This window comes from Veillonella sp. ACP1 (genome assembly GCF_000286635.1).
Classification (GTDB): Bacteria; Bacillota; Negativicutes; order Veillonellales; family Veillonellaceae; genus Veillonella; species Veillonella atypica.
Genome location: NZ_ALKL01000010.1, coordinates 63,821 through 79,847, shown reverse-complemented (window position 1 = coordinate 79,847; position 16,027 = coordinate 63,821). Strand labels below are relative to the sequence as shown.

At 34.9% G+C, this 16,027-nt stretch carries 9 protein-coding genes; all 9 read right to left on the bottom strand.

From position 1 onward, the window contains the following. Positions 1 to 3: 3 nt before the first annotated feature. Positions 4 to 1,113, bottom strand: coding sequence for an undecaprenyldiphospho-muramoylpentapeptide beta-N-acetylglucosaminyltransferase (gene murG, locus HMPREF1151_RS03495; RefSeq protein WP_005379212.1), 1,110 nt, complete (start codon positions 1,111 to 1,113; stop codon positions 4 to 6). 4 nt (positions 1,114 to 1,117) lie between these two features. Next, positions 1,118 to 2,482, bottom strand: a complete 1,365-nt coding sequence (gene murD / locus HMPREF1151_RS03490) for a UDP-N-acetylmuramoyl-L-alanine--D-glutamate ligase (protein ID WP_005379191.1) — start codon at positions 2,480 to 2,482, stop codon at positions 1,118 to 1,120. Between the two features lie 126 nt (positions 2,483 to 2,608). Continuing rightward, positions 2,609 to 3,595, bottom strand: coding sequence for a phospho-N-acetylmuramoyl-pentapeptide-transferase (gene mraY / locus HMPREF1151_RS03485; RefSeq protein WP_005376223.1), 987 nt, complete (start codon positions 3,593 to 3,595; stop codon positions 2,609 to 2,611). Between the two features lie 61 nt (positions 3,596 to 3,656). Next, positions 3,657 to 5,015 (bottom strand): UDP-N-acetylmuramoyl-tripeptide--D-alanyl-D-alanine ligase, encoded by a 1,359-nt coding sequence (gene murF / locus HMPREF1151_RS03480; protein WP_009661076.1) that lies wholly within the window; start codon positions 5,013 to 5,015, stop codon positions 3,657 to 3,659. A gap of 1 nt (position 5,016) precedes the next feature. After that, a complete protein-coding gene (locus HMPREF1151_RS03475; protein WP_009661205.1) occupies positions 5,017 to 6,501 on the bottom strand; it encodes a UDP-N-acetylmuramoyl-L-alanyl-D-glutamate--2,6-diaminopimelate ligase in 1,485 nt (494 codons plus the stop codon). Between the two features lie 58 nt (positions 6,502 to 6,559). Then, positions 6,560 to 6,964 carry a cell division protein FtsL gene (gene ftsL / locus HMPREF1151_RS03470; protein ID WP_005383637.1) on the bottom strand — a complete coding sequence of 135 codons (405 nt, stop codon included), beginning with the start codon at positions 6,962 to 6,964 and terminating at the stop codon, positions 6,560 to 6,562. A gap of 20 nt (positions 6,965 to 6,984) precedes the next feature. Beyond that, on the bottom strand, positions 6,985 to 7,917 hold the full coding sequence (gene rsmH / locus HMPREF1151_RS03465; protein ID WP_005376203.1) for a 16S rRNA (cytosine(1402)-N(4))-methyltransferase RsmH: 933 nt from the start codon (positions 7,915 to 7,917) through the stop codon (positions 6,985 to 6,987). 9 nt (positions 7,918 to 7,926) lie between these two features. Beyond that, the gene (mraZ, locus tag HMPREF1151_RS03460; protein ID WP_005376259.1) at positions 7,927 to 8,358 is read right to left on the bottom strand and encodes a division/cell wall cluster transcriptional repressor MraZ; all 432 of its coding nucleotides are present in this window, start codon (positions 8,356 to 8,358) and stop codon (positions 7,927 to 7,929) included. 214 nt (positions 8,359 to 8,572) lie between these two features. Next, positions 8,573 to 15,766 carry an ESPR-type extended signal peptide-containing protein gene (locus HMPREF1151_RS03455; protein WP_009661121.1) on the bottom strand — a complete coding sequence of 2,398 codons (7,194 nt, stop codon included), beginning with the start codon at positions 15,764 to 15,766 and terminating at the stop codon, positions 8,573 to 8,575. Between the last annotated feature and the right edge of the window lie 261 nt (positions 15,767 to 16,027).

Genomic DNA, 16,027 nt, shown 5'->3' with positions numbered 1-16,027 from the left:
TAACTATTTCGCAATAGATAACGCTAATTCAGCAATATCATGAGCTGCCTTCGGTTTTCCTAAACGCAACGCACTGGCCCCCATTTGAGCCAATAATTCACGATTTGCCATAAACATTTCGATTTCACCAATTAAATCATGGCTCGTCAAAACCTTATCTACAATCATATGCGCAGCCCCTTCTTGTACGAAAATGCGCGCATTATACGTTTGATGATCTTCTGCAGCATAAGGATATGGCACCAATATAGATGGAATACCACGTACTGCCAATTCAGCCAGTCCGATAGCACCAGATCTAAATACAGCCAAATCCGTAGCGGCTAGCGCCTTTGGCATATCATGTAAATATGGCAAAATCAACGATGATTCTCCCAAACCAGTACCATCGTCAATACCTAGTTGCTCTAATACAGTGTTATATTCCCCATTCCCTGTAATGTGTACCAACTTAATGCCCGGTTTACCTTGAAAATGTTTATGTACATCTATCATAGCCGTATTAATCGTACGTGCCCCACGAGAACCACCAGCGATGAGGACTGTAAAAATATCATCAGACAGTCCAAAAAATTGGCGGCCTTCTGCACGAGAATCTACAAGTACATCAGGGCGCACTGGATTGCCCGTATATACGACACGTTTCGCCTTACCAAACGATTTGGCTGCTTCATTATAACCAACGGCGACTATATCAACAAAACGGCTCAAGATTTTATTCGTAATACCAGCAATAACATTTTGCTCTTGAATTAATGTAGGAATATTGCGTAATGCTGCAGCCATTAAAATAGGACCACATACATAACCACCTGTGCCAATAACAACATCTGGTTTAAATTCTGAAATAATTAAATTGGCCTTTATAAGAGAAAATGCCGTTTTCCCCATTGTTACCAATGTACCTAATGAAAGTTTTCGTTGCAGACCTTGTACAGGTAATGTAACAAAATCAATGTTCTCCTTCGGTACCAAATCAGCTTCTAAACCATGTTCTGTTCCCACATAGAGGACCTTAGCATCAGGTTGCTGTTTCATGATTTCCTTATATATCGTAATAGCCGGGTAAATATGACCACCCGTACCACCGCCAGAAATGATGATTCGTTTCACGCCCTTAGCCCCTTTCCTCTAATTCTCTAACACAGTTTTTAAAATCTTCGCCCCGCTCTTCAAAGCAACTATACCAATCAAAGCTAGAACATGCTGGTGAAAGCAATACTATATCTCCAGCTTTTGCTAATTGATAACCCAATGCAACAGCCTCTTTCATAGACTGTGCACGATGAATATGTTGAACACCCATTTTTACAGCAACGGATTCAAATCGATCTGCTGCTTCCCCCATAAAAATGACCTCTTTAGTATGTGCTTTCACAATATTCATAAAGTCTTCTAAAGGCGTCATCTTATCATGACCACCAGCCAATAAAATGACTGGTTTATCAAAGGCATCTAAAGCTTTTACTACAGAGTCTGTATTAGTAGCCTTAGAATCATTATAAAATGTAACATCATGGAATGTTGTAACCCGTTCCAATCTGTGTTCTACACCATGAAACTGTTCAATGATATGTTTAATATGCTCTACCTCTACACCTAAAGCATATGTTAAGGCAATTACAGCCAATATATTTTCAATATTGTGAGAGCCCTTAATGTGGATATGTTCTGTATCAATAACCGGAGTAGCTTTACCATCTAATACGGCATAGCATGTATTCCCTTCAAAATACGCACCGCTATCAACCTTATGATGTTGGCTAATGCTGAGAACCTTACTATGTGCATCTTTTTTCATAGCCCGAACAATAGGATCATCATCATTGAGGACAACAAAATTCTCAGGATTTTGATTCATAAAAATACGAGCCTTCGCAGCTGCATAGTTTTCCATCGTCTTATGACGTGCTAAATGATCAGGCGTTACATTTAATACAATAGCGCCTAATGGGCAAAAGGATTTAATCGTTTCTAATTGATAACTAGAGAGTTCAGCTACTAGATAGCCACCTTCTGGCATATGATACGCGGCTTCACTTAGGGAGTCGCCAATATTTCCGCCCACTTTAACAGGAAGTCCAGTAGATTCCATAACTTGCGTTAATAGGGTGGTTGTAGTGGTTTTACCATTTGTGCCAGTAACACCTAAAATAGGAGATTTGCAAACATCATAAGCAAGCTCTACTTCACTTACTACATCAATCTTACGATGCAAAGCCTCTTGTACGATTGGAATGGATAAGGCAATGCCCGGAGAAATGATGATACGATCTACACCATCAAGTAAGTTATTATCTTGTCGCCCCGTAATGATAGTTACACCAGCGTCTTCCAGTCGTTTACGCGTAGATGGTTCAAACTCTACTGGTTTATAATCATTTAAAACTACATTTGCATGTAACTGTGCCAATACCCATGCGGCACCAATTCCACTGGAACCAGCACCAAGAACAAGAATATTTTTCTCTCCATAATCCATTTGTATCACCTAAATCACTAAGCACGAAAAATTTTTATCTCATCTTATAAGAATACCATTAAACGCCGTTCAAGTTAAGTATTTTCACGTACTTAACTATCAATTTGCAAAGATACGTTTCTGATATCAAATTGTTACAGTTGCAAGTATAACCCCTAAAATGGCTAGAACAGCACCACCGAACCAGAAACGATTAACTACAGTTTGTTCAGACCAACCGGATAACTCAAAATGATGATGAATTGGACTCATCTTAAATACGCGCACGCCTCGTGTTTTAAAGGAAATGACTTGAATGATAACAGACAAGGCTTCCATTACGAAAATACCGCCAATCACTACGAGTAATAATTCTGTTTTAGTTAAAATAGCCATGCCTGCAAAGGCGCCGCCAAGAGCCAAGGAGCCTGTATCGCCCATAAATACCTTAGCTGGATTAATATTAAATACCAAAAAGCCTAGACATACGGCTGTTACAATGGACCCAAAAAAGGCTACGCTTTCAGCAGCTACAGAACTTTCAGTGGAGTATATCATCAAACCGATTACAGAAAACGCAATCGCTGCTACAGCGGATGTACCAGATGCTAAACCATCGAGACCATCTGTAAGATTAACCGCATTAGTAGCGCCTACAATGATCAAGAAAGCTAAAATATAATAGGCAAAGCCTAATTGGATATGTGCATCTACAACAGGAATCCATAATGTTGTAGGAATGACCATAATTTCAGTAATAAAGTAACAGAATATAGCCGCTAAAATAAATTGACCTAATAATTTTTGTTTTGCAGTTAAACCAAGATTACGTTTTTTAACAGCTTTTACAAAGTCATCAAAGAATCCGAGTAAACAATGCCCAAGTGTAAGGAATAACAACATACCTGTAGCCACATTCCATGGTGCAAAAATAGCCACACCGATTGTAAGAGCTACCATCATAAATGCACCACCCATAGTCGGTGTGCCAGCCTTAGCTTGATGGCTTTCAGGACCTTCCTCACGTATACTTTGTTGAGCATGCAATGATTTAAGCATAGGAATACCAATTTTGCCCAATACTAATGTAATTATAAATGTCACTACAAATGCTAATAGAATGTGGTAAATCATATTACTCCCCTATTCTCTAATAACGGCCAATACGGCTAGAAGAATCTAGCCGTTATAACCTCTATTCACGTTCTTTTAATTCCTCTACAACACGTTCCATTCGAAGACCTCTGGAACCTTTTACCAAAATAACATCGCCTTTTTCACGAATATCATTGTAGGCATTTGCCATTTCGAGATGACTATTACAACGATGTACCTCTAAACCTGCTAATTTCGCTTCTTTAGCAATGAAATTTGCCGCCTCACCAAAGGTAAATACAACGCTATATCCTTCTTCGGCCAATAATCTGCCAACTTGTCGATGGCCTTCCTCCGTAAAATCACCTAGTTCAAGCATATCGCCGAGCATAGCAATTTTACGTTTACCTTCTAATTGACCCAATGCTTTGATGGACTCACTCATAGAAGAAGGATTGGCATTATACGCATCATTGAGAATAACAATGTCTTCAAATGCCACAATTTCTTGACGCATAGGTGTGCCTGTAAAATCACTAAGACCTTTTTTAATCTTACTAGATTTAACGCCTAACACACGACCTGCAGCAATAGTAGCTAACGCATCATACACATTATGCTCACCAATCATAGGCAAAAATACGTCAAATACTTCGTCATAACATTTGCAGGTAAACTTAATGCCATCCTTTTTATAGTGTAAATGACTGCCAATTACCGTAGCATTGCTATGAATACCGTAAGTAACAGTTTTTCCTTTTGCAATGGAACTCATGGCCTTTACGAAATAATCATCTTCATTTAGAATGGCCACACTATCGGGGCCTAAACATCTAATCAATTCACCCTTTGCCTCAGCAATGGCTTCTTGAGAACCCAACAATTCAATATGACTAGTTCCTACATTTGTAATGATGCCAATTGTCGGTTCTGCAATAAGGGCTAATTCTTCAATTTGACCTAATCCACGCATCCCCATTTCTACAACACAGGCTTCGTGTTCTGGTGAAAGTTGCAACAATGTTTTTGGTAAACCAATTTCATTATTAAAATTCTTTTCTGTTTTTAATACATTAAACTCAGTACTAAGAACCGCAGCTACCATTTCTTTTGTCGTCGTCTTACCTGATGAGCCAGTAATGGCTACTACAGGAATTTGATAGCGTCGTCTGTGAAAGTTCGCCAAGTCTTGGTATGCCTTTAGCGTGTTTTCCACTTCAACACAAATAATACCGTCTACACTGCGTCCCTTTTCAACGATTGCTGCTGTTGCCCCTTTTTCAATGGCCGTATTAATAAAATCATGACCATCAAATGTATCGCCTCGCAAGGCTACAAATACATATCCCGCCTCAATCGTACGCGTATCTGTAGATATATCTTTAAATTGTAAACTTACATCGCCCTTACATGTGCCACTAGTAGCATCAATTATTTCTTGTAATGTAAATTCTGCCATATTAGATCTCCTTAAGAGCTTTTCGAGCCTCTTCTCGGTCATCAAAATGAATTGTTTCATTTTTTAATATTTGATAATTTTCATGACCTTTACCAGCGATAATAACGATATCACCTGCTTTTGCATCATGAATTGCATGATTAATTGCTTCTCTACGATCGACAATTACCTCATAAGAAGTACCATCGCGAAGTGCTTCTTTTACACCCACTTCAACATCCTTAACAATTTGTACAGGATCTTCGGTACGCGGATTATCGGATGTTACATAAATCTTATCACCGTACTCTGCTGCAATACGGCCCATAATTGGACGTTTTGTAGCATCGCGGTCGCCACCGCAGCCAAATACGATGATGATACGATTTTCTTTAATTGCCTTTGCAGTTTCTAAAATATTTTGCAACCCATCCGGTGTATGAGCATAATCGACAACAACGGCAAAATCTTGCCCTTCTTCGATTAATTCAAAACGTCCAGGAACGGAGCTAAAGGTTTTTAACGCCGTATCAATGGCCTCCATAGAGATGCCTTCTTGTAAACAAGCTCCAATAGCAGCCAATGTATTATACACATTAAATAGTCCTGTTGTATTCATCGATACAGGGTAGCTTTCACCCTTATAATTCACAGTATACTGGCTATTCTTAGTAGACATATGAACATCTGATGCATTCAATGTGCCCTTGCCTAATGTACTATACGTAATCGTTGGGGCCGTAGTTTTTTCCATAACGCGATGACCATAGGAATCATCGATATTAATAACAGCACCTTTATTATCTTTTTCTTGATTAGCTGCACTAACTTGTTCAAACAATTTACATTTAGCAGCCAAGTAATTTTCAAATGTTTTGTGGAAATCCAAATGATCTTGCGTCAAATTCGTAAATACGGCCGTATCAAATTCAACACCGCTAACACGGCCGAGCGCCAATGCATGAGAAGATACTTCCATTACACAGTATTCCACATTTTCTTGAACCATTTGATGCAAAATATGCTGTAAATCAACAACATCTGGTGTCGTATTATGAATTGGATAACTCGTATCACCAATCATAATATGGACAGTACCAATAACCCCCACCTTGTGACCTTGAGCCTTAAGGATATGACGAATCATATGGGTCGTAGTCGTCTTACCATTTGTGCCTGTAACACCGACCATACGCATGCGATTAGCTGGGTAATCAAAGAAGTATGGAACACACGCCATCATAGCTTGACGTGTATCAGAAACGGTGATAACACACACATCATCAGGTACAGTAACCGGTTTTGATACGATAACGGCAACAGCACCAGCAGCAACCGCTTTATCGATGTAATTGTGACCATCAACTGTAGCCCCATCAAGAGCGATGAACAAGCTATTTGGTTTTACTGCTCTGGAATCAGCTGTTATATCTTGAATAGATACATTTTGATCACCTTGTACTTGTTGTGCATCTAACGTACTTATAATATCTTTTAAGGTTTTCATACTACATTCTCCTCTATATACGCAAATTAAAGCAGCCCATAAGAGCTGCTTTTGCCTGCTAATCTATAATTTGCTGTTTCGTTTGTACATTGCGTTCTGAAGTCGTACTTTTAGTGCTATACACAAAGGAATCAGGCAAAACCATCCCTAATTGTTCTTCCGCAATTTTTTGAATGCGTACTGGAGATTTTAAGGATGCCACCTCTACATCAAGGGTATCATTATCCTTTGCTAATTGTACTACAGTTTGTTGTGTTTTAACTACTTCATAACCTAATTTTGTAGTATATGCGTTCATAGCCATCATAATCATCAAAAAACCAACAAGGATTGCTATACCTTGAATGATTTGTCTCATCAATGGACTAATATCAAAAACAACACTAGCTTTCGCTTTTCTCGCTTGTACACCTAGCAACACATCACGTTTAACGTGGCCCACAACAGCCTTTCTCGCTAACATTAAAATAACCCCTTCCAATACTACAATTTAATCCCTACTCTAAGTTTTGCACTTCTAGAACGAGGATTCATTTCTACTTCCCCTGCACTAGGCTCAATGGCCTTATTTTTAGCCTTAAGAACAGCCTTATGATGACATACACATACTGGTAATTCTGGCGGACAAATACAAGCTGTACTTAGCTCTTTAAATGTTTGTTTTGTGATGCGATCCTCTAAGGAATGGAATGTAATAACACCAATTCTCCCCTTTGGCTTCAACATACTCACAGCATCTACAAAACTATCATGCAAAATAGCAAGTTCTCGATTCACTTCAATGCGTATCGCTTGAAATGTACGTTTTGCAGGATGTGGACCATCCTGTCTTGCTTTTGCTGGTATAGCTTTTTTTATAATTGACACCAGTTCGCCAGTAGTAGTAATTCTCTTTTCATTACGGGCTGCCACGATAAATTCAACAATACGTTTAGCCCAGCGTTCTTCACCGTAATCACGGATAATCTGTAATAATTTATCAGATTCATATTCATTCACGACGATTTCCGCAGTAATAGGTGCCTCTTTATCCATACGCATATCAAGAGGCCCATCATTCATATACGAAAAACCGCGTTCCGGTGTATCCAGCTGATAACTAGAAACTCCTAAATCGAATATAAATCCATCAACTTCATAAATACCTTGCTCTTCTAAAGCATGTTTTAAATCTGAAAAATTCGTAGGTATCGTCATAACCTGACAAGTTAAATCAGACAAGCGTTGTCTCGCTACCGCTAAGGCATCTTCATCTTGATCTAAACCGATAATCATGCCTTGTGAACTCAATCGTTCACCTACAGCATGAGCGTGACCAGCGCCACCTAAGGTACAGTCAACATAGATACCATCAGGATTGGTAACAACAGAATCCACCGTTTCATTCAACAGCACACTGACATGATTAAATTCCACGATAGCCTCCTACAACACAATGCCTTCTAATCCTTCAGCCAAGGACTCTACGCTGTCAGCCACTTCCGCATCATATGCATCAAAGCGTTCGCGGCTCCAAATTTCAACCTTATCACCAGTACCAATAATAACCGCATCCTTTTGTAGCTCAGCATGCTCACGAAGGGCGCTTGGCACCAAGATTCGGCCTTGTTTATCAAATTCAAGTTCTGCGGCACTACCAAAGTAAAACCGTTTGATAGCACGCGCATTTGCTTTATTAGATGGTAATGATTGTAATGTTTTTGAAAGTTGCTCCCAACTTTCGGCAGTATATATAGCGATGCAGTTATCGAGACCTTTTGAAAGTACACAGTGATCACCTAGTTGTTCACGTATTTTGGCAGGTATAATCAACCGTCCTTTTGCATCTATAGTGTGATTATATTCACCCATGAACATCTAACATCACCGCCTTACAATCCTCATTCACCACTATATGGTAAATTTTACCACAATCCCCCACTCGTTACAATAAATAAAACATAAAAATTGGTGAAATTATGAATTTTCCTTCATCTTCAAATCAAAAGAAAACCGCGTAGCACGAGTGTACTACGCGGTTATACATACCTTAGATAGACAGGTATTCAGTGCCTACCTTTTGGGAGGTATCTTATTTAGTTGTCTTTTTAGCTACTTGAGGATTAGCAGCTAATACTTTTTCAAGCACTTCTTTAATTTCTTTATTTTGTGCTTCTAAGCTAGCAACCTTATCTTCTAGAACTTTTACAGTTGCAGGAGATGCTGGTTTGGAAGGTGCTGTAGGAGCGGAGCCAATACCGATAGTTACACCAGCATTTGCCATTACACCATTATCACCATCATAAGCAGCACCAGCGTGGAATAACAAATCAGGATTTGCATAATGAGCAACACCTAATGCAGTTGCTGTTTTACCTTTGTATGTACCAACAGCTGCCATGATTTGAGCTTTTTGGCCTTCATGGTATTCAATAGGTTTCAATGCTGCCAATGCGGCTGCAGATGCACCTACTGTTTTAACTTCACGTTCTACACTGCTAATGCGACGAGAGTTATCTTGAATTTGTGCTGTATGTTGTTCAATAGTTTCATGATCTTGCATTGTTAATGCACTTGCACGCAAGCTGTAATTTGCAGCTTCAGCTAATGTACTAATATCTGCAGTATTCTTGTTAACTTGTAAGCCCATTACATTGATACGTTCATTGTTTTCCAATGCAATCGCACCTACTGCCTTAGTTAATTTAGTATTGTCATTAACTTGATTTGTTACAGTAGCAATGCTTTGTGTATTTGTATTAACTTGTTTAGATACTTCTGTTACACGGTTATTAACAGTGTTAATATTAGTAGCATTTGCTTTCACAGATTCAGTAATACCAACAATAGCATTTGCATTAGTGGTTACACGGCTATCAATGTTTTTAATATTTTCTGTATTCACGCTAATATTCTTAGCATTTACATTGATATTATTGATATTCGTAGTAACTTGATTGGATACTTTAGCAATGTTAGTAGTATTTGCTGTTACTTGATTATTTACTTTTGTAATATTGTTTGTATTTTCAATAACGGATGCATTGATAGAGGCAATATTGTTAGTATTTTTGTTAACTTGAGCAGATACACTATTAATTGCTGCAGTATGTTCATCAACCTTGTTGATTACTTTTTGAACTGTTACATTAGTATTTTGAATTGCTTCAGCATTTTGTTTGATAGCAGCTTTGTTAATATTGATATTTTCAGTATTGTGTTTAATTCTATCAGTATTAACTTCTACTTGGCTTTGAACATTTTTAATGCGTTCTTCGTTAGCGTTAGCTTTGATTGTATTCGCATTAACTTGTTCTTTCACCTTAGATACATCAGCACTTACATTTTGCAAGTCTTTAATTGCTTGTGTATTTTTGCCAACTTGATCTTTCAAGCCAGATACATCTGTTTGGATGCCGTTGATAATCTTAATATTGTTTTCAACCTTAGCATTCACAGTTGTTACATCAGATTTAATGCTAGTTACATCAGATTTGATGCTAGTCACATCATTCTTAATATTTGTAACTTGATTATTGATAGTCTTCACATCATTCTTGATGTTTTCAACATTGTTGTTCACAATATTAATCTTCGCATCAACCTTCGCATTGATGTTAGTAATATCATTCTTCACGATAGTTACATCAGCTTTGATATTGTTAACATTCTTTTCAACGTTTACTACATTAGCTTTAATATTGTTAATGTTAGAAGTGTTGTTTTGAATATTTACAGTATTAGCATTGATTACACTATTTTGAGCTTTAATGTTGTTTGTAATATTTTCAACTTTCTTTTCAACATTAACGATTGTAGTGTTGCCTTTACCTACTTGACCTTTCAAGGATTCAATAGCTTTCGCATTAGAATCAACTTTACCATTCAAGTTACCAATAGCTGCTACATTTGCATCGATACGAGTGGAGTTAGCATTTACCTTAGCAGAAACATCTGCGATGTTTGCTGTGTTACCTGCTACTTGTTTAGTTACACTAGCAATAGCTGTTGTATTATTAGTTACATCAGTGCGAATTGCTTTAATATCTGCTGTATTCACATCAACTTTACTATTAATATTAGCTACATTATTTTGAATAGCTGTAATAGATTTGCTATTGTTTTCAATAGCTTTTGCATTCGCATCAACTTTTACATTTACATTATTGATCTTACTATCAATCTTCGTATTGTTTTCAACAATCTTCGCATCGATATTTTTATCAACTTTGTTAATAATAGTTGTGTTGTTGTTATTAATTGCAGTTTCAATATTCTTGTTGATTACTGTGTTGTTATTAGAAATTGCGGTGTTGATATCGTTTCTAATCACTGTATTATTGGCTTCAATCTTAGTATTGATTGTATTTTCTACATTTGTGATTGTTGTACCAATTTTACCATTCAATTTCTTGATAGCATCTTCATTAGCAGAGATACGTTCAGAATGATGAATAATGTTGCCATCAATGTAATCAAGACGTTGATCATGACGGTCTACACGTTTAGTAAGACCTGCTACATCACCTTTAACACCATCAATCTTAACATTTACATCACCAATCTTCGTATTAATTGTGTTGTTAATTTGTTTGTTGTTTTCATTGATTTTTACATCAATATTTTTATCAACCTTGTTAAGAATTGTAGTGTTATTTTCAGTAATCTTGTTATCGATAGACTTATTAATAACTACATTATTTTCATTAATTTTGTTAGTAATAGTGTTTTCGATATTTGTGATTTGAGTACCAATATGGCCTTTTAATTCATCAATAGCTTTAGTATTGGATTTCACACCATCTTCTACAACACTGATACGTGTAGAATGATCTGCGATGTTATCTTGTAAGTAATCCAAACGTTGATCATGACGGTCTACACGTTTAGTAAGACCTGCTACATCACCTTTAACACCATCAACTTTTACATTTACATTGTTAATAGCTGTTGTATTCTTTGCAATATTAGTTGCATTAGCATCAACTTTTACATTTGTTGCATCAATACGTTTGCTATTATCTACGATAGCTTGTGCATTAACAGCGATATTCTTAGTATTGTTTGCAATGTTAGTAATATTGTTTTCTACCTTAACATTCGTTTCGTTGATGCGTTTGCTATTATCTACAATAGCTTGTGCGTTTACAGCGATGTTCTTAGTATTGTTTGTGATGTTAGTAGTGTTATTTTCTACCTTACCATTGATATTAGTGATTTGAGTTTTAATATCGTTGATAACTGTAGAGGATTGACCTACTTTGCCTTTCAATTCATCAATAGCTTTAGCGTTGATATTGATATTCTTAGTATTATTTTCAATAGCAACCTTGTTGTCGCCGATAAACTTACGGTTTTCAAGAGCAATTGTGCCAGCTACATTAATATCTTTTGTATTTTGATCTACCCGTTTAGTTAAGCCATCTAAATCGCCTTTAATACCATCAACTTTTACATTCACATTATTAATAGCTGTTGTATTAGCATCTACTTTAACATTTGTTTCATTGATACGTTTACTATTATCTACGATAGCCGCTGCATTAGCATCTACTTTAACGTTTGTTTCGTTGATACGTTTACTATTATCTACGATAGCTTGTGCATTAACAGCGATGTTCTTAGTATTGTTCGCAATGTTAGTAGTGTTATTTTCTACCTTAACATTTGTTTCATTGATGCGTTTGCTATTATCTACGATAGCTTGTGCATTAACAGCGATGTTCTTAGTATTGTTCGCAATGTTAGTAGTGTTATTTTCTACCTTAACATTTGTTTCATTGATGCGTTTGCTATTATCTACGATAGCTTGTGCATTAACAGCGATGTTCTTAGTATTATTTGTGATGTTAGTAGTGTTATTTTCTACCTTACCATTGATATTAGTGATTTGGTTTTTAATATCGTTGATAACAGTAGAGGATTGACCTACTTGACCTTTCAATTCATCGATAGCTTTAGCATTGATATTGATATTCTTAGTATTGCTTGCAATGTTAGTAGTATTAACCTTTACATTATCTTCAACAGCACTAATGCGGGTAGAGTGATCTACAATATTGCCTTCTAAGTAATCTAAACGTTGATCATGACGATCTACACGACCTTTGAGACCATCCAAGTCGCCTTTAAGACCATTTAAATCACCTTTAACACCATCAATCTTAACATTTACTTCCCCAATCTTAGTATTGATTGTATTGTTGATTTGTTTGTTATTTTCGTTGATTTTTACATCGATGTTTTTGTCAACCTTATTAAGGATTGTTGTGTTATTTTCATTGATTTTAACATCGATATTTTTATCAACTTTATTAAGAATTGTAGTATTGTTGTTAGTGATTGCAGTATTGATATCATTTCTAATCACTGTATTGTTAGCTTCAATCTTAGCATTGATTGTATTTTCCACATTAGTGATTGTAGTGCCAATTTGACCTTTTAATTTCTTGATATCATCTTCATTAGCACTAATACGTGTGGAGTTATCTTCAATATTGCCTTGCAAGTAGTCTAAACGTTCGTCATGACGATCTACGCGTTTAGTAAGACCAGCTACATCACCTTTAACACCATCTACACGGACATTAACATTATTGATTGCTGTTGTATTAGCATCAATTTTCTTGTTAACATCAACGATATTAGCATCGATTTTCTTACTCAAGTCGATAACATTATTATCAATCTTTGTGTTGATTTCAGTTACTTTGTTATCAATCTTAGTATTGATTTCATTAACTTTATTATCTACCTTTGTATTGATAGTTACATCATTCTTATCAATCTTAGCATTAATTTCGTTAACCTTGTTATCAATCTTAGTATTGATTTCGTTTACTTTATTATCAACTTTTTTGTTGATAGTAATATTATTATTATCAATTTTTGTATTGATAACATTTACATTGTTATCGATTTTCTTGTTAATAATATTTACATTATTATCAATATTTGCATTGATTTCAGTTACTTTGTTATCAATTTTTTGATCAATAGCAATTACTTTATTGTCAATCTTAGTATTGATTTCTGTAACCTTATTATCAATCTTAGTATTGATTTCATTAACTTTATTATCTACTTTTGTATTGATAGCAATGTCATTTTGATCAATCTTTTTATTGATGTTTGTAATATCATTTTTAATATTGTTAATATCTACTTGAACGTTGCCAATATTTTGACCAACTTTACCCTTCAAATCAGCAATATCCTTTGTATTGATATTGACTTGATTTGTAGTATTGCTCAAATCAGTCTTGATATTCTTAACATCATTTTCTACAGCTTGTAAACGACCTTCATGGTTGCTCATAGCTTCAAGTACGTTGTTAATACGGTTGTTGTTACTATTAACTGTATTAGTTAAGTTTGTAATAGCTGTCGCATTTTTATTAATGTTTGTAGTATTATTCGCAATATTTACTTCATTAGCAGCAATGCGTTTGCTATTATCTACAATTTTAGTTGTATTGCCATCAACCTTAGTGTTTACATTGTTAATTGTAGTGTTAACATTATTAATCTTAGCATCAACATCAGCATTCACTTTATTGATAATAGTTGTGTTGTTAGCATTAATTTCATTTTTGATTGTCTTATTGATTTCGACATTATTTTGTTTAATGCTATTATCAATGTTAGCGTTAATAACTGTGTTATTAGCGTTGATTTTATTATCAATATTAGTGTTTACTGTATTGATAATATTTGTTTTACTATTATCAATTTTAATGTCTACATCTTTATTGATTTGATTAATAATCTTAGTGTTGTTTTCATTAATCTTATTATCAATTGTTGTGTTGATGTTGTTGATAGTAGTACCAACTTTACCTTTCAACTCTTCGATAGCTTTTTTATTATCATTGATGTCTTTTTTGTTATCGCCGATAAGTTTACGGTTTTCTATCGCAATAGTATTGTTGAAAGTGATATTTTTAGTGTTTTCGTTAACTTGTTTAGACAAGTCAGCAATAGACTTGCTGTTATTGTTAACGTTAACAGTCAAGTTATTGATAGCTTTACTATTAGCATCTACCTTAACATCTACCTTGTTAATATTCGCTTGTAATTCGTTTTTAACATTAGCAATATTTTGATTGATTTTTACATTATTTTCGTCAATCTTATTAACAATTGTTTTGTTAATTTCAACATTATTCGCTTCAATGCTATTTTTGATATTATTGTTAATAACAGTGTTATTAGCATTAATTTCATTCTTAATAGTCTTGTTGATTTCTACATTGTTAGCATTGATTTCGTTTTTAATGTTGTTATTAATAACAGTATTGTTGTTTTGAATACTTTCATTAATAGTTTTGTTTACTGTATTGATGATAGACGTATTATTCTTTTCAATCTTAGCATCAATATTTTGGTCTACTTTATTAATGATTGTTGTATTGTTATTTTCAATCTTAGCATCAATATTTTGATTTACTTGATTAATAATCGTTGTATTGTTATTTTCAATCTTATTATTAATCGTTTGATCAATATTTTGATTTACTTGATTGATGATCGTAGTGTTATTATTTTGAATTTCTTTTTTGATGTTGTTATTTACTTGATTAATAATATTCTTATTATTTTCTTCAATTTTAACATCAATTTTTGCGTTTACAGTATTGTTTACTTGATTAATAACATTGTTAGTAACCTTGTTGATAACATTTTTAGTTACATTATTTGTAACTTTGTTTTCAATGTTTTTCACACTGTTATTAAGTGTATCAACTTTTACATTAAGATTATTAATCGCTAATGTATTTTTAGATACCTTATCAGCTAAACAATAGAATTTACTATTAAGGCAGTTAACATTACCTTTCAATACGCTAATATTGTAAGTATTTTGGTTAACTTGATTTTTAATATTAGTTAAATCAACAATAACCTTACCAGAGCCTTGTTTTTGAGATTGTTGGCCCCATTGTTGTTGGTCTTGTTGTTGCCATTGTTGACCTTGTTGTTGATTTTGTTGGCTTTGTTGCCATTGTTGTTGATCTTGTTGATCTTGTTGATGTAAATCAATTGGTTGTTGTTCAACTGCTTGACTACCTTGGCCAGGTGTTAACCATTTTTGACTACCAATAAGATCAGTTCTATACCAATCTGCAGGTGTGGATGCAGAAGCAATGCCTCCACCCAAACTGGCACTTAACAAAATTGCAGCTACAATTGTAGTTGCTGTTTTTTGATGCGACTTAGCTAACTCAGATGTTACTACATATGCATTCTTAGTCGCACTCCATACTACTTTGAATACCTTATTCATATTAAGTTCCCTCCCAACTTATGCGGCTCTCACCCCGCACAGATGAAATAAATGAAAAATACCGGAATATACTTCACTAAATATTCACAATATCTAATTAAATACTAGCACAAGATATTTTAAAATTAAAGCGTTTTTTTAATAAGTTAAACTTATGCTTCATATTTTACTCATCGTTTTATATGGCAATAATCTTGAAAAAGCCTTGTTTATCAAATTTTTCCGATATAGAAATTTTCCTCTTCATTTTATATTTAATTA

What these genes read in the sequence shown, in the direction of transcription:
- murD (WP_005379191.1), bottom strand. Translation starts at nt 2,482, where the DNA reads ATGGATTATGGAGAGAAAAATATTCTTGTTCTTGGTGCTGGTTCCAGT.
- mraY (WP_005376223.1), bottom strand. Translation starts at nt 3,595, where the DNA reads ATGATTTACCACATTCTATTAGCATTTGTAGTGACATTTATAATTACA.
- murF (WP_009661076.1), bottom strand. Translation starts at nt 5,015, where the DNA reads ATGGCAGAATTTACATTACAAGAAATAATTGATGCTACTAGTGGCACA.
- HMPREF1151_RS03475 (WP_009661205.1), bottom strand. Translation starts at nt 6,501, where the DNA reads ATGAAAACCTTAAAAGATATTATAAGTACGTTAGATGCACAACAAGTA.
- ftsL (WP_005383637.1), bottom strand. Translation starts at nt 6,964, where the DNA reads ATGTTAGCGAGAAAGGCTGTTGTGGGCCACGTTAAACGTGATGTGTTG.
- mraZ (WP_005376259.1), bottom strand. Translation starts at nt 8,358, where the DNA reads ATGTTCATGGGTGAATATAATCACACTATAGATGCAAAAGGACGGTTG.
- HMPREF1151_RS03455 (WP_009661121.1), bottom strand. Translation starts at nt 15,766, where the DNA reads ATGAATAAGGTATTCAAAGTAGTATGGAGTGCGACTAAGAATGCATAT.